General features: G+C 48.2%; 20 protein-coding genes and 1 pseudogene. 10 read left to right on the plus strand and 11 right to left on the minus strand.

Annotation, left to right across the window (positions count from 1 at the left end):
- Window positions 1–7 precede the first annotated feature (7 nt).
- Window positions 8–166 (minus strand): annotated as a pseudogene (locus tag Enr17x_RS02240) (transposase); the annotation flags it as partial.
- 343 nt (window positions 167–509) lie between these two features.
- On the opposite strand from Enr17x_RS02240, the gene Enr17x_RS02245 reads away from it, so the two are divergent.
- Window positions 510–962 (plus strand): hypothetical protein, encoded by a 453-nt coding sequence (locus Enr17x_RS02245; protein ID WP_145305608.1) that lies wholly within the window; start codon window positions 510–512, stop codon window positions 960–962.
- Window positions 963–2,771: 1,809 nt separating this feature from the next.
- Here the strand turns inward: Enr17x_RS02245 and Enr17x_RS02250 are convergent.
- Together Enr17x_RS02250 and Enr17x_RS02255 are read right to left on the minus strand one after the other, a co-directional pair.
- Window positions 2,772–3,119: a hypothetical protein gene (locus Enr17x_RS02250; protein WP_145305609.1), complete on the minus strand. Its 348-nt coding sequence runs from the start codon at window positions 3,117–3,119 to the stop codon at window positions 2,772–2,774.
- A 537-nt stretch (window positions 3,120–3,656) separates the two neighbouring features.
- Window positions 3,657–4,877, minus strand: coding sequence for a toprim domain-containing protein (locus tag Enr17x_RS02255; protein ID WP_145305610.1), 1,221 nt, complete (start codon window positions 4,875–4,877; stop codon window positions 3,657–3,659).
- A 55-nt stretch (window positions 4,878–4,932) separates the two neighbouring features.
- Between Enr17x_RS02255 and Enr17x_RS02260 the strand changes: the two genes are divergently transcribed.
- From Enr17x_RS02260 to Enr17x_RS02285, 6 genes are all read left to right on the plus strand, one after another.
- Window positions 4,933–5,820: a replication-relaxation family protein gene (locus Enr17x_RS02260; RefSeq protein ID WP_145305553.1), complete on the plus strand. Its 888-nt coding sequence runs from the start codon at window positions 4,933–4,935 to the stop codon at window positions 5,818–5,820.
- 274 nt (window positions 5,821–6,094) lie between these two features.
- Window positions 6,095–8,389 carry a type IV secretory system conjugative DNA transfer family protein gene (locus tag Enr17x_RS02265; protein WP_145305611.1) on the plus strand — a complete coding sequence of 765 codons (2,295 nt, stop codon included), beginning with the start codon at window positions 6,095–6,097 and terminating at the stop codon, window positions 8,387–8,389.
- A 34-nt stretch (window positions 8,390–8,423) separates the two neighbouring features.
- A complete protein-coding gene (locus Enr17x_RS02270) occupies window positions 8,424–8,636 on the plus strand; it encodes a hypothetical protein (protein WP_145305612.1) in 213 nt (70 codons plus the stop codon).
- A gap of 55 nt (window positions 8,637–8,691) precedes the next feature.
- Window positions 8,692–8,976, plus strand: coding sequence for a hypothetical protein (locus tag Enr17x_RS02275; protein WP_145305613.1), 285 nt, complete (start codon window positions 8,692–8,694; stop codon window positions 8,974–8,976).
- Between the two features lie 8 nt (window positions 8,977–8,984).
- A complete protein-coding gene (locus Enr17x_RS02280; RefSeq protein WP_198000927.1) occupies window positions 8,985–9,290 on the plus strand; it encodes a type II toxin-antitoxin system RelE/ParE family toxin in 306 nt (101 codons plus the stop codon).
- A gap of 150 nt (window positions 9,291–9,440) precedes the next feature.
- Window positions 9,441–9,650: a hypothetical protein gene (locus tag Enr17x_RS02285; protein ID WP_145305615.1), complete on the plus strand. Its 210-nt coding sequence runs from the start codon at window positions 9,441–9,443 to the stop codon at window positions 9,648–9,650.
- Here Enr17x_RS02285 and Enr17x_RS02290 read toward each other — a convergent pair.
- A complete protein-coding gene (locus Enr17x_RS02290; protein ID WP_198000928.1) occupies window positions 9,616–10,332 on the minus strand; it encodes a Fic/DOC family protein in 717 nt (238 codons plus the stop codon). The two genes, Enr17x_RS02285 and Enr17x_RS02290, sit on opposite strands and share 35 nt — an antisense overlap.
- An 11-nt stretch (window positions 10,333–10,343) precedes the next feature.
- Here Enr17x_RS02290 and Enr17x_RS02295 point away from each other — a divergent pair, with 11 nt between their 5' ends.
- From Enr17x_RS02295 to Enr17x_RS02305, 3 genes are all read left to right on the plus strand, one after another.
- On the plus strand, window positions 10,344–13,364 hold the full coding sequence (locus tag Enr17x_RS02295; protein WP_145305617.1) for a DNA methyltransferase family protein: 3,021 nt from the start codon (window positions 10,344–10,346) through the stop codon (window positions 13,362–13,364).
- Between the two features lie 120 nt (window positions 13,365–13,484).
- Window positions 13,485–13,703: a hypothetical protein gene (locus tag Enr17x_RS02300; protein WP_145305618.1), complete on the plus strand. Its 219-nt coding sequence runs from the start codon at window positions 13,485–13,487 to the stop codon at window positions 13,701–13,703.
- Complete coding sequence (locus Enr17x_RS02305; RefSeq protein ID WP_145305619.1) at window positions 13,690–14,061, plus strand: hypothetical protein; 372 nt, start codon at window positions 13,690–13,692, stop codon at window positions 14,059–14,061. Before Enr17x_RS02300 ends, Enr17x_RS02305 begins: the two co-directional genes overlap by 14 nt.
- 193 nt (window positions 14,062–14,254) lie before the next feature.
- Here the strand turns inward: Enr17x_RS02305 and Enr17x_RS02310 are convergent, their stop codons facing one another.
- From Enr17x_RS02310 to Enr17x_RS02340, 7 genes are all read right to left on the minus strand, one after another.
- Complete coding sequence (locus Enr17x_RS02310) at window positions 14,255–14,989, minus strand: hypothetical protein (protein ID WP_145305620.1); 735 nt, start codon at window positions 14,987–14,989, stop codon at window positions 14,255–14,257.
- A gap of 68 nt (window positions 14,990–15,057) precedes the next feature.
- The gene (locus Enr17x_RS02315; protein WP_145305621.1) at window positions 15,058–15,291 is read right to left on the minus strand and encodes a helix-turn-helix domain-containing protein; all 234 of its coding nucleotides are present in this window, start codon (window positions 15,289–15,291) and stop codon (window positions 15,058–15,060) included.
- Window positions 15,292–15,748: 457 nt separating this feature from the next.
- Window positions 15,749–15,997 carry a hypothetical protein gene (locus tag Enr17x_RS02320; RefSeq protein ID WP_145305622.1) on the minus strand — a complete coding sequence of 83 codons (249 nt, stop codon included), beginning with the start codon at window positions 15,995–15,997 and terminating at the stop codon, window positions 15,749–15,751.
- A gap of 75 nt (window positions 15,998–16,072) precedes the next feature.
- On the minus strand, window positions 16,073–16,747 hold the full coding sequence (locus Enr17x_RS02325; protein ID WP_145305623.1) for a class I SAM-dependent methyltransferase: 675 nt from the start codon (window positions 16,745–16,747) through the stop codon (window positions 16,073–16,075).
- A gap of 13 nt (window positions 16,748–16,760) precedes the next feature.
- Entirely contained in the window at window positions 16,761–17,423 is a 663-nt protein-coding gene (locus Enr17x_RS02330; protein ID WP_198000929.1) for a B3/B4 domain-containing protein, read from the minus strand.
- Window positions 17,424–17,455: 32 nt separating this feature from the next.
- Complete coding sequence (locus tag Enr17x_RS02335) at window positions 17,456–18,166, minus strand: radical SAM protein (protein ID WP_145305625.1); 711 nt, start codon at window positions 18,164–18,166, stop codon at window positions 17,456–17,458.
- Between the two features lie 36 nt (window positions 18,167–18,202).
- Window positions 18,203–19,377, minus strand: a protein-coding gene (locus Enr17x_RS02340; RefSeq protein WP_232100921.1) for an IS3 family transposase whose coding sequence is annotated in 2 segments (ribosomal slippage) — window positions 18,203–19,104 and window positions 19,104–19,377 — 1,176 coding nt in all. Because the reading frame shifts where the segments join, the coding sequence is not laid out codon by codon here.
- Between the last annotated feature and the right edge of the window lie 26 nt (window positions 19,378–19,403).

Consider the following 19,403-nt stretch of genomic DNA (forward strand, 5'->3'; position numbering starts at 1 on the left):
TTGATGATTAAGCATTATTCAGGAACCGGGCTCTCAGTAAATCAAAACTTGCCCGACCGTACATCTGCCGTTTGATCATTTTCAGCCGATTGACCTGACCTTCTACCTGGCCATTACTCCATTCTGATTCCATCGCTGCCTTCACAGCCTGTCCATCCTGTTTGAGATTGCTCTGCAGCAGTAGATTCGGATCGTTTTTCTTCTGCATTGTTTGTGGGGGCATGATTGTCCCTTGTGTTGACGTAGAAAGAAACAACTAAACCACCACCGGCTGAAGCCGGTACCCGGCAGGCGCTACGTTTTCTGGCCGTTGTTTACAGTGTGATCGGGATACGTTGCTATTACCGCATATTCTTGAAGACTGGAGTGGGCAAGTGTATAATGCACCCCTGTGCCTTTTGAAGGAGTGCTCTTGGTGGATTTGAGCCGCTGAAGAGCATGGCGGTCTAGGGTCGCCGATAGAAGACAGGCTGTCGAAGATTGCAAAACGGTAACTTGGAGGAGTTATAATGGCGGTATTTCATCGAACCTGGGCAGAATGCGCGATCCCAATCCTCTACTGTGAGGGGTTCAAGAACAATAAGTCAGGTTTCGTCTGGGTGGCGAACGTTCCGATGCTGCCATATACTTTTGGTAATGTGCTATCCGACGACAACGCAAAAGCTGGCGGGGATTGTGTGATTCGAGTTGAGATTGAAGATACTGCCCTTGAGGAATATGAGAATCAGAACCGGACTGACTGCGTGTATTACCAAGTTCCGGCTGACAAGCTGAACGAGTGCAAAATGGAGCTTTATTCGACAAGCTACAAGGGAAAGACCAGATCGCAAATCGTCGCTGGGCTTGAAGATCTTGAAAAAACTCTGGCCAACAATGAGCAGGCACCGTATATTGGTTGGCACGTTCCTGAGAGGTGGGAACGTGCAATTGAGCTGTTCGATAAGGCCGCGTCTCTGCCATGATGACCTATCGCTGTTGGTGAGCCTCGGTGAATCTCAACGCCGTGCGGCGCGTTATGCTTGCTCTGGATCGACAATCTGACTTCGTTCACATTCAGGCAGTCCTCCAATCTTCCGACAGGTGGTTTCTTTGTCTGCTATCATTTCTAGATGTTAGGCAGACGGGCTAGCCCATAGCATTACTCCTAATTTCTAGATGGGCAGGTGAAGCGGTCGGGGTTGTTTAGTTAGTTGTCGACGAAGTCTTGTGTTGGATTTGAGACAGGTCGGTTACGTGGGTAGCATTTAAGTGTCCTGCATGTTGGCAATAGAAGCCACAATTATTGATTCCATTGAGGGCCGAACGAACAATGATCGATGGATTGTTGGTCCATTCGCCTGTATTCCACTGATGAAGAGCTTCGTCCGACATTCCGATATGGTCGAGTACGGTCTCTTCACTGATTAATATGCTATGAACGTGCTCAGCGTTCAGTCGCCCAATTTTTGTACTCGAGTTAGGGTACTTAACGAGGAACATAATTTCGATGACTTTTTGGTCCCTTTTTTGACAGTGAATAGAGTAACGTAACGTATGTCTCTCGGAAGGCTATTTGCTAAATTCTACAGTGGAGACTGCGCCATTACAGATGAGACTTGATGTTACCATCCGGGTCTACATACCACACCTGCCTTTGCGCCCTCGTTGAAGTTGAAGGGTATCGGATTCCTGGGTCGGGTACATGAGACCTCGGGATTTCCCACGCGGGGCTCGAATGGCTTGGGGTTGTCTCACCGGAAGCCACTCCGCAAATGATTAGTAGCAGAACAACGCCGCCACTGACCACCCACAGCCAACCCCACCCACTGGATGGTTCCTCTGACCTAGTAGATTCTGTTGATGATGAGGACGAAAAAGACGAAACATTTCTGGACGCCGCGAGCGAGGTTTCGAGGGACTCAAACCCCGAGTCCTCTAGGTCATCATCGTCATCTAGCAATTCCATTATTAGTATCAAAAGAACGACCCCGCCCGCGGACTTGACGACTCTCACACGCCATTTCGAAGCGGTTTTGGAATCGAGTGTCGCCTTAATGGACTGAGCGAATTCGTTGATTGTTGATTTCGAATATGACGCGTTCTCGAAGGCTGTATTGCACGCAGCGAGGGCGGTTGGGATGTCTATCTTCCCTCTCCGAAACGTAACGCTGTCACAAGAGACGATGAGCGGAACCATGCCAAGCAACTTTGCACATTCGACGACGAGACTTGTTGAAATTGTCTTACCGTTTGGGCACCGGAGCTTACGACCACCTTCAAGTGCATGGGCCGGAATCACCACTGAGTTTGCGCCAGCGCATTCGATGAGCTTAGTAATGACGTCTACAGGTCCGGCCGTTTTATCGAGCGTGTACGAACGGTTGGAATGAAGATTCCGGAACCGGATGCCATTTCGGACATCCTCTTGTGCATGAACGTTAAACGGTGTATCGGGAAACGTGTTTCGGTAAGTCGTCTCGTCGGTAGGGAGAAGCGATACCAGTGCCGGTTTGACTACCTCATTTACGATATCACGCTCAGTATAATTTCGTTCATGGACTGCAGCTGATCCTAGTAGCCCTAATATCCGTAATTGTTCTTTGGATAGGTGAGACCTGAAAGAGTTTTGAGGACGGCTGTTATTCCTCTCACCTGGTCGAAATTTGGGGGAGGGGATTTTGGGAATTGGCGGCGGACGGCGCGGTGGAACTGGACGGTACCCTCGCTGAGCCTCCGCTGGCGTAGCGAAGGATATGAAATGTAGTCCGCACAGGATGAGAACTAGGAGCGGATTAACGAAATGCGTCTTTAATGCTGACATCGTCTTCACCTTCACCCAAGTGCTGCTTTTGGTTGGCTACAATGGCCTCTATTGCCGAGCGGCCAATCGACCGCGCGGCGATTCCCACCACAACGAGTTGCCAATTGGTAGGAGGGCTTGGACTATCCGAATAAAACGCCCAAGCGAAGAACCCCGAGGCGACGACCATTCCAGCGAATGCAAGCCAGAACCACACGCTCTTTATCAAGGCTTGGTATCTCTTATGTTCGATCTTACCACGGAGTTCGTAAGCCTTCAGCATTTCGAAGGCAGCCGCACCGGCTGCCCCAACTGACCAGTAGTGAAAGAATTGTTGCATACTTTGGACTTATACCACTGTTCGAAAGTAGAGACGCAATTTTAAGGGCCGATATTCCGTACCCATGCCAATGAGTCCGAGCAGTTCATGCGTGCTCTAGCTAGATCAATCATGTTCACATTGCCGGTTGGCATCGTTAGGAATGATTGTACAAAAATGAGATATAAAAACAAATTATTTTCAGGTCGATTTTTCAAGCGGTGAATTAGATCGCTGAGGATAGACACGTCGATTTCAAAAAGCAGCCTCCGAAACTGCGTCAGCTTCGTTATCGAATTGCACATAGATTTCTGCAAGTGCTTATTTTGAAATGGCCTAGGGAAAATAACTCACTTGCATAATTGGTGTTTTGCAGCACAACTATCAACAGGAAGGATGTTTTCTGATGGAGGCATTCTAACTAAGGTCGTATCCGGCAACAGGTTCGTTATAGCATATTTCTCAGCGTAACATCTTTTCATGGCATAAGTTGTTTACTCCTTGTATTGAATTGCCATCAGCGAAAACAAAATACGGGATTGCCGTACGAGTGGATGTTTATGATACATGCATTAGGGTTGGGAGAATCGCCGTATCCCAGTCTTCAACGGTCACCGATTCCGGTTGTCGGCCTTTGAATCGACCATCAGCAAAATCGATTGACCAAGCAAGTCTCACACGGCAACGTTTTGCTAATTCCATCACAGTTTGTTTCGCCCCGTTTTCGCCTTCTCGATCAAGATCAAACATGACCGAAACATGTCCACCGGGAATGCTGTTTGCCAAAGTTGCTAATTTGTCAGCCTGGGATTCAGTGACAGTATTACTACACACTGCCAACGCGGGAATGCCAAGCGTGTGCAAGTTGATCACATCGTTTGGTCCTTCGACGAGTATGATGCCAATTTGCTGGAGTTGTTCGGGAGTGGCGAGTCCGTGGAATTGTGGTTCGCCGTAGAGTTCTTGTCCCCGATGAAAACCTTTGACGAATTTAAATTTGTGCGGCTCTTTGGAACTGTCTCCAGAGCGTTGCCATTTTTTGTGTTGGTCTTCGTAGTTCAGATTGCGACCAAACCAGGTCAAAACATTTCCGTCTGCATCAGGATATCCGTAAACGAAATGGCCGCGCAGCAGTCCCTTTGCGTTACTAGGAAGGTAGCCACAGTGAAACTTCTTCATGATTTCCGGAGTCATAAAGGGACGTTTCCGCACATAGGCGGCTGCTTGGGGAGACATTTCCGCGACATCGGTTATGAACTGTTCATTGAGATTGATCAGTTCACGGGCACGTTCGTTTTCAGAGTCTTTCAAGGGGATGTTGATGAGAGGGGATTTGTCATTCATCGATTCCGTTGTGGAGGATTGGGACGTTGATACTGTTCCAACATTCTTTTCCGGTGGTCGTCCTGCAACGAGTGCTTGCAGGTCTGCAGCGATTTCCTTGAAGTCTCGCCCTTTCAGTTTTCCATCTGCTGGTTCTGAATTGTGTTTCATCAGATACATCAGATTGAGCAGGTTTCCTCGGACCGTGCAGCCGTATTGAAAACAGCGAAACACGGCTCCGTCCTGTTTGATTTTGATCGAAATGGCACGGTCACCGGTTTCCTGTTCTTTGCCGCAGGCGAAGATACAAGCGAGTCGCGTTTCGTTCTGCGTTTTATGCAGTTCAGGTAAGGAAACGTTGTAGAAACTGGCGATGCGTTCAACGATATCACCGTCAGCAATCAGTTCCTGCTGCAGGGAATCAACGTCAATGTAGCCACGATTTCTGTGTGCCATGCAAGTGAGAGTGTCAGCAATGTGAGAGAGAAAATGTTACTCTGGTCGCCAACGTATGACAACCAAATCACTCACGAAACTACGTTGGCAAAAAACAGCACGTGATGATGACATCCTGGCTGCGTTGGCTCGTTGCCCTTTGACGGCAGAAGAGATTCTCAAACTGAGTCAGACTTGGTCACAACCATTTTTGAGTTTGCGGCGGGTGCAGGAGCGTATGAAAGACCTGACCACCGTAGGTCAGTTACATTCGTGGCGCTATGCCACGACTGGCCCAGGTGGTGCTCGGCTGTATTACAAACTGACATTGGCCGGTTATCGCACGGTGATGCAGGACGACCAGATTGAGCCGCCCACAAAACGGTTCTTTCACGAAATCAGTCCCGGACGGCATCGACATCAACGGGCATTGTCGCAGTTTATCGTGCAGACCTATGTTGCCGCCTATCATCGGGGAATCAAGGTCATTGATTTTCATCCGGAAAACACGTTTCGCATTGATTGCGGAGAACGCCCGCTCTGGCCGGATGCTCGATTTACCCTCGCTTTGCCGAATGGAACACAGTTCTCTTATTGTGTGGAATTGGATAACAGTACTGAATCGGTGCTGTCGTATAAAAGTGCAGACAGTATTTCGAATAAAATGGGACGCTATCTGGTCGATATGGTTGTCATGCCTCAACCGTATCGGGTCCTCTTTGCGATTACCGGTTCACCAGATCGGTTGCAGCATATTATTGATGCTGCCGGGCAATACAAAATATCTGAACAATCCTTAGCGCCGTTTTATGTGGTGTGGCTGGATGACTATCTGGCACATCCCGATGCATTTTTTCGTCCCTGTTTTCATTCGCCCCAGAATGTGAACATTCCCCTGTTGCGATCACAGTCACGGCAGTTTCCGGTTTCTTCACCCTTTCTGGAAAGACCGAAGGCACTGTGATAACGTGTGGCTCCTGTTGGCAGGCTCGTTGCTCCGATGGTGCTGAGTTTTTATCAAACTCGCCACTCCTGCTCGGACTGGTCAGCCACCCCCGAGCAGATTGCAAGCCACAACGAGGCAAAGCCCGCCGAGGAAACATGCAACTTCTGACGCGGGTCCTTTGTATGTCGCGAAGCGGCTTTGTTCTGAACGGTTCAAGAAATATTTCTGGTGAAGCGTCTTATTTGGTTTGATAAGGACAACTCCGCATTGATACTGTAGTCTATCGACCAACATGTTGATTTCGATCAGTGATACGCCCACCAACGAACGGGGACCACGGCACATGCGGTCGATTCTGGCCGCCATTCATCATGCCACGTCACGAAAGCAGTCTGTTTCTTTCATCATTGGACAACACGCCAGACAAGTCGGCTTATTTTGTCGATTTCCGGGGCTTTTACACCGGCTCATTCAAAGTCAGTTTCACGCCAAGTATCCGGATTGTTCCATTGAAGTGCTGAATGACAATACTCTGGATTGTCCCGCTGGATTTCAGACCTGGGTCATGTCACTCCATTTGCGTCCTGATCTCTTTCCGATCTTACGTTACCAGCAGTTTGAAGATGGGATTCACAACGAAGTGGATGACCCCATCGGTGGGATCTTACAGGCCGTGTCAGCGGGGGACTCTGAGATCCAGGCAAGAATCGAAATCGAAGTGATTCCTGCCCCTTCTCGACGGTGCAGACAGGCGCAGTCCGTCCTGGAACGTTTAGCAACTCCCTTTTTTCGAAGCCATCGTTCGCTGGCCCGTCAATATGCTTTCTATGCCAGTAGCCCCCAACGCTGGCAGCGAGTTTGTGCAGCGATTCTTGTTCGCTTGTTGGTGCGAACTGAAGAATCACGGTTCAGTTTTGATGACGAACTGAGCAAAACTTCGTCCCGGATGCACGATAGCGAGAAAGATTTGCAGGCTGCGTCCGTCAAGCTGGGTCAGCATCTGTTTGAAGTCCGATTGAAACTGATTGCTCAGGCACCACAGGACCAGCAGCAGGCTGCACTCTATAAACTGCACGAACTGGCGGCTGTGTTGAACAAGTTTACGGAACCCCGTTTCGGTGCGTTTCAGCCTGCGAAAATCAGACCGTCCGAAACGGATTTCAAGCGACCGGGGTTTCTGCTGTCTGATGAAGAACTGGCAACCATGTGGCATCTGCCCACCAGTTCGGTACGTGATGTTTCTCGCATGGCGACCCATTCACGGCGGCTGGAACCGCCTGTGGAATTACCCCTCAAGGAAAGGGAATCTTTGAGTTCCAGGGTTTGCGAACTGGGGAAAGTGGCCTTTCAGGATCAGAATGAACGATTCGGAATTCGTGCAGAAGATCGGTTTCGTCACATTTTTATCGTCGGAAAAACAGGCAATGGGAAATCCACCGTTCTGCAAAATGCCATTCTTTCCGACATGAATTCAGGAGAGGGATTGGCTGTCGTAGATCCACACGGGGATCTGGCCGAAGCAGTCCTGGCAGCCGTGCCGAGCCAGAGGACCAACGATGTCATCCTGATCGATCCGAGTGATCTGGCGTTTCCCGTCAGTATCAATCCGCTGGATGTCCCCCCGTTTATGGTGGATGTTGCCTGTGATGGAGTGGTCAGCACGTTTCGGAAAGTCTTCGGAACGGGGACCCATACGCCCCGTCTGGAGGATATTCTGTGGAACACGGTTCTGGCTTTGATGCTGGCAGGGGACTGTACGATTCTCGATATGCTGCGAATGTTTGCCGTTGATGATACGTTTCGCCGGGACATTCTTGTCAGGGTGGCAGACCCAGTGGTCCGCAACTGGTGGATGACCACATTTCCCAAGTTGCGTTCTCTGAGAGGGGAAGACCCGTTCGCTTCGGTCGAGAACAAGCTAAGGCAATTACTGACGAATTCCGTAATCCGTAATATGGTTTCGCAGCCGAACAGCAGAATTGATTTTCGGAAGGCGATGGATGAAGGAAAGATCATCATTATCAATCTTTCCAAGGGCAAACTGGGGGAGCGAACCTCTTCGTTCCTCGGTTCGTTGTTCGTCACCCAACTGCAACTGGCGACCATGACGCGTGCGGCGATACCGGAACAGGATCGTAGACCGTTTTATCTGTATTGTGACGAATTTCAGAATGTGGCGACTTCCAGTTTTTCTACATTTCTCTCTGAGGCCCGCAAGTACAAAATGGGTCTCTGTCTAGCAACACAGTTCTTGGATCAGGTGGATCAACAGACTCTGCAGGCAGTGTTTGGGAATGTAGGCAGTCTGCTGGTGTTCGCCGTCGGTCCTCATGATGCGGACATCCTGGCAGAACAACTAACTGGCCCTGTCAACGCAGCCGACCTGATCGCCCTGCCCAAATACCGGGCCTGTATTCGCTTGATGGTCGATGGTATGAGTCGGCCTGCATTCACAATGGAAACGATCAAGCCTGAATCGACCTCCATTGATCGTTCCGAATTCGTTCGTGAACAATCCCGCAGACGGTATGCACAACTGGTGGAGATCATCCAGGACCAGATTGCACGATCTTTCACTTCGGTTTGACGGATTTTCATTTTGATGGCAGTCTGCAACGCTGATGGCAGCCTCTTTGACCAACGCCGAAATCGAAGCCCGAAATCAATTGATTCTCGATTTCCTCACCGCCGCTAGGGGAGAAGAGGTTTATTATCTGGACCTTGCCTACTTCTTGAATATGGAACCGTATGACACGAACTGCTGGATGCGGAAATATGGCCAGGGACGCTGGAAGAATGGCAAAAATGGACTTTGGTGGCGGCTGATTTCGTAGCCCTTTCGCGGTAGATTTCCGAAAGGTGAATCTAATATGAAAACGCTTTTTCTGGATGACAGGACGCCGTATCTACTGTTATACTGATGCTATGTTAAAACCACGACTCACCGAAGAACAGCGGAATGCCCTCGACGAACACCACGGACTGGTGGAAGTGGACGAGGAAGGGCGAAAGTACATCCTCATGTCGATTGAGATCTATCGTGACATGTTGGGGGTCGGTACGGATGAGGAGTTGGCAGCTTCCCTCAAAGCATTAGAGGAAGGGCTGGCTGACGTCGATGCGGGGCGAACCCGTCCATTCCGAGATGTCCTGTCCGAACTCGACGAAGCATGACATTTCGAGTGGAACTTTCACGCCGGGCGGAAGTGGATATTAAAAGTACCTACTCTTATATCCGCAAGCATGGACCGGCAGATCCGAGTGCCTGGAAAGCCGGCCTTGAGCAAAAACTGACCGGTCTCGAAACCTTTCCAGAAGCCTGTGGACTGGCTCCCGAGAACGAATTTGTCAAAGCAGAAATTCGTCAGACCTTTTATGGCCCGTTTCGGATTGTCTTTACCATTCGAGAGCAAATCGTGTTTGTGCTTACTGTTCGCCATGCAGCCCGGCTTGCTCTGCAACGTGAAGAATTAGATAAAATCCAGTAGTTTTCGCTTTGCTGCGAAAGTTCTTATCTCTGGTTTCGGCTGATTTCGTGATCGTTTCACAGTGTTTTGAGGAGTTTGAAGCGAAAATCCAAGTCCTCATTTTGGCAAAATCCCATAGCCATTGTTCCCGTAGCGTAGTATAATAGTGGTATGAATCACTTCGGAACAGGAAAGACATTACGGGAAGCCTCACCCCATTTACAGGATGCGGCAGAACGGCACGCACGCATTCTGGAAGTTGCGGAACGCGACAGCATTATCGAAGGACTGCCTCCGTTTACGGATGAGATCCGTATCAGGCTCAGAGAACAGCTGGAAGCAATGGCTACTGCTGAGCCCGTTTCAAAGCCTGCTGAGTAATCTGTATCATCGGCTGATAGTCTTTTCGAGCCAGTGCCGCTTTGGCGGCTTCAATATACTGTTGCGTGCCCGTTGCTGACAGATCATATTTCAGCAGGGGTCTGCCCGCTTGGATCGAAAGCAGATTCGTCATCAGCTTGATCGTTCTGGCGTTTCCTTCCCGGAAGGGATGAATGGCCAGGAACTCCCCCTGAATTTCCCCCACAGCTTCGCAAAATGCCTCATCGCTGACCAGCTTAGCTGGCGGGTATTTCTGTAACACTTCCTGCTCAAACGTCTGCATGGACTCGTCGAGATAATGCGGGGGAGGCCAGATGGCTCCCGGTTTGCTGATCAGCACGGTACGCCAGCGACCCGCCCATTCGTAAATGTCTCCAAAGATGCGGGAATGGATATGGCGAAGTAGTTCCGCAGTCATCGGCGTGTCGGTTCTGACTTCTGCCAGTAACGATTCATACGCCCTGGTGAGTCCCTCTTCCTCCGCGATTTGCAGTGTCTCAAGGTCTCGGATTCCCCGTTTGTTGACGAGCACCTTCTCCGCTTCATCGACATACTCGGCTTCGATATTGCCCGACACATCATATTTATCGTGCTGATTTTTTCCCATACCCGTACTGTAGCGAGAGCATTTCCCAATTACCAGATCGATCATGTACTTGATGCGGCAATGATACTCTGGCACTCTGCCCATCAATGTCAAAAAACAACCACCAAGCCAACACGAGAGAATCCCTTTCCGAATTGCAGGAAGCTGTTGAATTGCTGGCTCAGGAAGTCCGTGTCCTCCGGGAAGTGATTGATGAAATTCGGGAGGATTTTCGCTGGGCCGTTCAGAATGGATGTCTGACGGCAGGCGATGAAACTGTTCCTGAAAGTCATGCTGGGAATTTTTTGAAGTCTGCACGGTCACAAGCCGATTTCGGGGAAGACATGACAACCACAGAGGACGTTGATCAGCAATGTGACTCACCAGCGGAACATTCGACTGAAGAACCAGCCGGATCAGCCATTACCGGGGATTTGAATGAGCGGATTCAACAGCATGAGGAGTGGGAGAGAACGGTTCGTGATCCGGCAAAGGAAGCCAGCGAGGGGGTTCGCAAGCTTCAGACAAAAGATCAAGGGGCATCGGCAGAGTATGAGATTGCACTACTCCCTTCCGGCCGTTGGGCACTGCGTACGGATTTGAGATACCATGTGGGAGATCTGAGGGGGAATACTACTCCGTGGGCGGAGTATGAATCCCGCGAAGAGTGTGTGGATCAGTTTGTCAGCAGGGCCAAACAGTTTTTTGATCGCGAGATCGATGCAGGTGGCAATGAGCTGCAGCAGAAAGCCCGCACCGAAATGCTCCGGTATTTTGAGGGAAGTCTATTTGGGTTTGTCGAACCGGATGTGGTCAGACAGCATGATACGGCCGCCCAACAGCCAGAGGCGTCTACTCCGGATCCTGTCACGGTTCCGGACATGCCTGAGCAAGTCCCCCTGGAACAGGCAGCGGTGCCGATTCAAACAGAACCCACTTTGTCATCGAATGCGGACTCCGCTGATGTCTCGTTGCGTGATTCCCACGGCAAAGGTGTGGAATCACACACGGACAATCACCGGCCTTATACGCTCGATGACTTCAAAGTCTTCTTACAGCGCATCGATACCGCTGACATCAATGCGTCCGCACTTCAGGCCAACTTTGCTCGGCTGGTCTCCGGCAGAGAACAACTGCTGACTCAGCTGATTTCCGAAAAGAATGCGCAGGAATTGAAGAAATTGGCGTCTCGTTTTGGCTGCTTTGATGCTGGTCGGAACACCAAACAGCAAAATGCCGAAGCAATCATCCGCTCCATGATGCAGGCTTATACGCTCCAAAAGACTGTGATGTATCAACCTTTTTCAGGTGAGACCTATGAAACGGCCATTCAGAAGGCGGTTGAATCAATCGGTGAGGAAGAGATTCAGTCCTATCTCCAGGATCGAACGGCCAGGTCAGATAAAATCGAGAAGTCACTCACTCGACCGGAAACGCTGGAAGAATTCCGATACTTTGTGAATCATAAAGGCGAAACAGAACTCCGTCCCGAACAGAGAGTCGCTTTTGACCGGCTGCAAGCAAAGCAGACACGCGCGGAGCGTGCCAATAGAAAAACAGCAACCGTGGAACAATTCTCGGGAGATGTCGCCGACCTGCAAATTACAATCAAGGAGGGATTTCACACCCGACAGAATATCCCACTCTGGATTTGTCAGTTGAGCGAGCGCGTGGATCGTGCCACATTCAGCGACTTGAAATTCAAGGCACAACAACTGGGAGGCTGGTGGTCCAGTTTCAAAAAGGCTGATGCCGGTTTTCAGTTCAAGAATGAAGATTCCGCACAGAAATTCCAATCACTCTTGCAAGGCAATGCAGATCGAAGCGATGAACTGGCAGATCGCAAAACACGTAAGATTGAAACCGCCAGTGAACGACTTCTTCAACTGACCAGTGATCTGGAACAGTCTGCGAATGCAGCACTTCATCAGGATCGTCTTACCAATACCGTACGGCGTTCAGAAATGGCAGCCGGGATTCGTGGACGGGCTTATGCGGAACTTGCCTTTGCAGGAACGATGCGTCGCCTGGCGACCGGACTTGCGGCGGGAGAAACCCTGTATCTGGATGGCATTCGCACCAAGACTCAGCTGAGTACCCTGATCAATGTTCTCAGGCGTGCCAAACGCAAGCGAAATGAGTTACTCCTCAGGGAAAAGGGAGACCTCGGTGTCTGGGAACGTCACAATACCGTTGAAGAACTCGATCAGCGTCCACTGGAGGTGGAGGATGCTGACTTCGCTGAGTTCCCTTATCCGAATATTTACAAACGGAATCTGGAAGCAGTGATAACCAGTGCCGCTAACCGCAAAGGCCTCAAACAACGGGCGGAGAAACTGAAAAAACGAACTGCTGCAGCAGGAGAGTTCATCGCGTTTCAGAAAGAGTACGAAATCAATGAGTTCACTGAATTCTGTAACCGCTGTAAAGGAGCCGGCATCGATGTCCAATGGCTTGAACGCTCACTGGACGACTTTAAACGGCTCCATGCCGCCAACATTCAGACCCTTCCCGAACTCCGCATGGCATTGCGGGAATTGATTCCTCATTTGCAAAAGAAACAGGCCGATGATCCGGTTCTCAAGGCAGAACAGGCACTGATCGGCAAAAAACTGGAAGGGTTCTTCCCGACTCCCCGGTCCGTGATTTCCAGAATGCTGGAACTGGCAGACATTCCGCCGGAGGCACGGATTCTCGAACCGTCTGCCGGGAAAGGGGATATTCTCGACATGCTGCGTGAACATTGTCCCGATGCAAGGCTGACCGCCATCGAACTCAACGGCACTCTGTTCGACGTGCTCGCAGCGAAAGGACACTCCGTTGAACGTGGCAACTTTCTGGAGCATCAAGGCGAATACGACCGGATCGTTATGAATCCCCCCTTCGAGAAGGGGGCCGACATGGAGCATGTACGTCATGCGTTTGATCTCCTGGCTCCGAATGGCAAGCTGGTCGCCATCATGAGCGAAGGCCCCTTCTTCCGGAATGATACGCAAGCGACAGAATTTCGGAACTGGCTGGATGAAGTCGGTGGGGACTCCGAACAACTTTCCGAAGACGCCTTCAATAGTTCCGAAGCCTTCCGTAAAACGGGAGTCCGTACACGCATCGTGACCATTGCCAGATAAACCATTGATTTGGTTGCGCTCTGAAATCTCTTCCTTCATTCTGCTCATTCCTGTCACGTAGGCAGGAATGCGTCTGGACGCATTCTCAGGTCTTTGAAATGACAATGAAGGAGAGGAAAGATGTTGGTGAATCGCGATGAGGGAACCTGTCAGGTCTGCGGCGGTACACTGGAAGTCATCGACGCCGATGATGCCACCATGACCGTTTCCTGTACGGAATGTGGTGAGACCTATCGGGTTGAACCGGATGCATTCGGAGATGGCTGCATGGAATATTATGTCCCCTTTTATTCAAGAAAGTTGAATGGAGAGGATAAGATGAACCATGATGCACACTAATCGACGCTGGTTTGTTTCCGAAGTCGCATCGGCTGAGGAACTGGCTCACAAACTGTGCAAGACGACCTGGTGTTGCTGTAATGCCTTCCGGATTAAGGGACAGCCTGAATATGTCTGGCTAAATGATGCAACCAGCGAAGATGGTGCTCAGGAATATGCCGTCATCAAGCTGAATACTTCCACTGGAAAACCGCTGCAAATTGAAAGCATCACGTTTTCCTGGTGCGATTCAGAACGGGCGATCCGTTACGTGAAAGACACCTTGGCAGGCAAAGACGACAACCACGATTTTGCCTGCGCAGTGGAACCGATTCTCCAGACACCCGAAGAGCATGGACGTTGTCAGTATTGTGCCTGAATGTTTCAGACACTCCCCGTGTGCCAAACACGGGGATTTTAGTCAATTCTTCAATCGATTGATCGTCAGGATCTGTATTTTAAATATTCTATGGCTCGCTGCTTTCTTTTCCGATTGGGCAACTATCAAGTATTGCTTGATAGTTCAAAATGAGGGCACGTGGAAAATTTCCTGGCTATTGGGTGTCCACAGGTTAACCGGTTTCGCCGACAGCCTCGACTGTCTGCTCGCAGTCGATCATCTCAGGACGTTTGGTCGCGAGCAAGTCGCTCACGCGATCATAAAAATTGCGAAGTGTGTCGCGCGATCCGATATAGAGGATACAGGAGAGCAGGAGCAGGCCGGCATCGCCCCAGCCAAACGGGGCGGTCCAGAAACCCAGATGGATGCGTCTGGCGATGAACACGAACACGACTGAAATCAAAGTGTTACTGTTGAACAAGTAGAATTTATAGTGGATCTCATTAAGAATCTTGTAGGCAGCAAAGTGTTCCTGAAGACGTGAAAAGTCCCATCTCGGTCGTGGCAGCCCCGTGTAATGGTGTATCCAATCGATGGTCGCCCAGCGCACGGTACTCACCGTCAGTCCGCAAGCGACTGATGCCAGTGTCACATACAGAAAGCCGCCCACCGTGGGACCAGCAGGATCAGCGGTGGTCAGCCATGAACGCAGCACCGGCGACAGATACGATGCGCCCCACAAGGCCGTGAAGCCAGGCAACACAAATGCGATGAGAAGCCCGAAGTTGCTGGAAGAAATTTCTTTCAAGAGTACCGACACGATACTTGGATCTTGCGTCATGCGCCAGTCCAGGACCATCAACTCCGCAGAATGTGGATGCCTGTAAAACATAGCGCCCAGATGATCGTCTGCTGTGTTTGTGACGACTCCATTCTTTGCAGACTCATGTGATACTTTTAAAAGCATCAACGAATTGTTATGTTTTTGGGAGCTGAAGGCTGAAAGTAGTGAGAATTGCTCTCAATCAATACTCGTCAGAGTTCGATACGTTGCAAAAAATCAGCGAGTGGGATGTTATAGATCTTACAGAAAGAAGCAAGTTCAATCACATCAATTCTTCTTTCGCCTGATTCACATTTAGAGACAAATGAAGCGTGCGCTCCAAATTTTTTCCCTACTGTCGTTTGGGTCAATCCAGCTTCAATACGGGCTTCTTTTAAAGCCTTTAATAACTGTGAGTATTTTTGTGAGTAACGGGATTTCTTCATTTAGCCTGCTCTTTTTGAATTTCGAGTTGCAGCAGACTATTCGGTTGGATAGAATTTCCCAAAATAGGAAATTTCCTGTAATGGGAAAATGGTATTGACACTCATTTACTGAAAAGGAGAAAGTAATGACTAACGGCGGTTCAAAGGGGCCAGAAGAAGAGAAGAAGGAAAAACCTACACAATCACCCTCGACAACCGAAGTGGGGGGCGCTTCGAAAAAAGTAGGTTCTGAAGAAAACTGAGGAGAGTAGGGCGGCAAATTGGTTTACGTTTGCCGCCTTTTTTTAGATCCGTAGATAGGGTTCATGGAGTGAGTGGTTGCATGAATCTAATCAATCTAAATATTAGGAGCAGGCTTTGCGTTCGGAAACGTCAAATGTTTGCGAGAAAGGCTTACCAAGTATTTCCTTAAATGTAATATTTGAATAAACGTAAAGTTATTTGAACGACATTCTCGCTACGAAGATATATTTTCGTCAGGTCGTTGAATATTTTTTCCAAACTTCTGCTCTAATTCATACAAATCATCTTTTATCATCTGGTAGTGCTGTATCGCGTTTACTTCAAATTTCGGAAGATGCTTATGGTCTTCAAAAAACTGTCGAGCCTTGACTGAATCGGGATGGTCATTCAGGCAAATTTCTGAATACTCAATTATTCGATCTATGACATTTACATCAGGAACATTAGATTCTTGCTCGTTCATGGTCATTAAGCAGTTTCTTCTCTAAGTTATTTTATAAGTTGTATTAATCTTTTGAGAAACATCTTCTATCAAAAATTACCTATTTGACGCCAAGTTTTCTGAATAGTAGCCAATTCCGATCTTGCCAAACATTTTATAGTTTGATTTGATTCCAATATCAGACATTATTTTAATTATGTAATCAGGATTATATGCCCATGATTTTAAACCATACTTGGACTTAAATTTTACCCCTCTTTTTTCTGAAAGAAGAGTAACATCGGAAAAACCACATTTCAAATAGTATTCTCTTCGGATGCTATTTGCCTCTTCGCCTATGTCATAAGAGCAGATAATATATTTTAAATTAGACTTATATAAGCTTAGCAATACTCTTTGGTAGTCATCCATATTACCGAAGCTATTGAATGGGAAAAAAAGTACACACTCACTTCCCAGATCGAGATTATGGAGATAAACAGCATCAGATTGTATAAAGCTTACGCGCTCGCGATGTATTTTTTCATCAAAAACACGTTTCTCGCCCATCTCAATATACCGTTGGATGACATCAATCCCAACATACTGGATATCAGAATCCAGACACCATGTGAGATATCTTCCGAACATACAACCAACCTCTACAAGTTTCGTGAAAGGGAGAAATGATTCAAGAAATATTTTCTCATCTTCTAGATAAGCCGAAATTCCGGGAGGATAATTCTCATCTTGGACTAGAGAGTCTCCAACCCCTTCCTGATATAGGTTCACATCCTCCTCCTGACTACACCACGATCGAAGTTGTAATATTACTTGCATTTGCATGAACTGAAAGTAATTCAGCTGCTTTTTGAAGCTCGTTGTCTAGATTATTTGTGCCTGAGAATGAAATAATTACAGTCATGATATTTTTTGTAGACAAGCGAATCATCGCACGTTCTGAATCACTCGTTGGGCTGCCATATGGGCCTGTCGTATCGGAAAATACTGGAAGCTCGGAAATATTAATAATCTCCTTTCCAATTCCTTTATAGCATTCACCATTATTCCCAATTCGGAATTCTGCCGGGAAAGTGATTTTATCAATGTCATAAGAACCAACAGACTTCTGTGTCCAAATAGATAGATAATTATTTATGTCAACGATATTGTTAACCTTGTACAAACCTTTTCCCTGTAGAATTCTTCTTATCAATGCCTCAGCTGAACCTCTATATCTAGATGGAGATTTTCCTAGAGATTTATAAGCTTGTCTTAAATGCTGTATTTCAAAAGATTCAGATAATGTATCTAAAGAGAGAGTTTGTTGTACATTTTCAATCTCTTCGTTAATTAAACGCCATAATTCTTCTGTGTGTTTTTGAACAATGACTTCTGATGTAATCACACCTAATGATAAGTTTTTGCAAATATTCTTTAGACCATCCGCTATAGATAAGTAATTCATTGAATTCTCCATGCAATATTATGAAACATACCCTATCGTACATGGTTGGTAAGTTCACGCAACTCTTTTAGGGTAGGGGGGGCTACGCCTTCTAGTGGGTACTTAACAGACGCTTCACCAAAGTCTTTAAATAGTTCAATAAACTCTGGAGAATCAATTCCCCATTTATTATATTGATATGGATTTCCAGGATCTCTCATCGGATGTCTGACTGCCCAATTGTAGCTAACAGCCATTAAATTACTGAATGTTGATCTCAAGTAAGAAACGAAATCAAGAAGTTGAATTCGCTCTGTTTGTGATTCTCCAAGACCGAAGAGAACTGCGATACCCACGTTTATACCCATCGAACACAATTCCCGAATAAAGTACTCCGACCTAGTCGCCCAACTTGTAGATCTAATATTTTTATGCATTTTCTTTGATACGTCGTCCGATGTAGTTTCTAGCCCAAAAAAAATGTACTTTAACCCAATAGTAGACAGACGATAAAGCAACTCCAGATTATTAATTCCAATATCTAGTGTAAACTGACAGCCCCACTGTAATTGAAGTGGTTCATTAGATATTAAGGAAATAAGCTTATTGATTGATGTTCGAGACCCACCGAGTAATATTGAATCTTCAACAAACGCACTTGCACCAAAGCCAGGATAGTGACTATGGACATAGTCAGCGCAATCTTTCATTTGTTGGTAAAGGATTTTTGGAGAATTTTGTTTCTCAATTCTACCAAATGACATTGTACTGTGACAGGCCCCCCATTTCTGTACCAGTTGCTATGAGAGTATTGGGGTCTCAGCAGTGTTTCTCTGGAAGGCGGACGTAGTCCGTCTGGAAGAGGAACACTGCTCTGAAAAATCTCTGGGCGTGCGGTACCCCAAGGAACTGTGTGGCCGCACTGTGTTGTATTGTTCTTTCCAGGCTGCTGTCTGCTTCCGGGCGGATTTCAGGTTTTCGAAGATCTCACAGTTCATGAACTCATCCCGCACTCGACTGTGGAAACTCTCTGCATAACCATTCTCCCAGGGGCTGGCTGGTTCGATATACAGCGTCTCCACACCGATCCGTTTCAGCCAGACACGTATCGCCTGGGAAACGAATTCACTGCCGTTGTCACTTCGAATATATTCTGGCACACCGTGCGTTTTAAACAGCTCAGCCAGAACATCGATCACATGCTCACTGGTGATGTGACGATCCACCTGCAAGGCCAGACACTCCCTCGTATACTCGTCTAAAATCGTGAGCCACTTGAGTGTGGTCCCCGTTTCTGTGCGATCAAAAATAAAATCCCAGCACCACACGTGGTTTTTCCTCTCAGGCCGACGGCGATGACAGGCATTCGCTCCCGTACCCAACGAGCGTTTTTTTCTTTGTTTTCTGGGGACTTTGAGCCCTTCTCGACGCCACAAGCGGTAGATCCGTTTCAGGTTCACCTTCCAGCCAGTCGCCTGCATCATCCTGCCGATACGGCGATACCCGAAACGGGGGTGTCGCCGTACCAGCTTCAGGATCTGTTTCAGCAAAGCGGCTTCACCATCAGGTGGAGTCGCCTGATAGCGTTGACTGGAACGGGGCTGATCCACCAACTGACAGGCTTTGCGTTCTGAAACCTCATATGTTTCCTGCAGATGCTGGACTGCCTGGCGTTTGCGAGAAGGGCTTAGAAGTTTCCCTCCGCAATATCCTTGAGCATCGCTTTATCGAGTTCGGCTTCAGCGAGCAGCTTCTTGAGTCGGCTGTTTTCCTGCTCCAGTTCTTTGAGCCGTTTGGCCTCTTCGGCCTTCATCCCGCCGTACTGAGTTCGCCAGCGATGAAAGGTCTGCTCACTGATTCCCATCTGCTGGCAGATTTCGCCAATTGTCTTTCCCGCATTCTGCATCGCCTCGGCGTCTCGCAATTTGCGGATAATCTGTTCCGGGGTATGTCGTTTACTGCGTCGTTTCGTCATGATTGTCTCCTATAAAAAGTCTATTG

This window comes from Gimesia fumaroli (genome assembly GCF_007754425.1).
GTDB classification, from domain to species: Bacteria; Planctomycetota; Planctomycetia; order Planctomycetales; family Planctomycetaceae; genus Gimesia; species Gimesia fumaroli.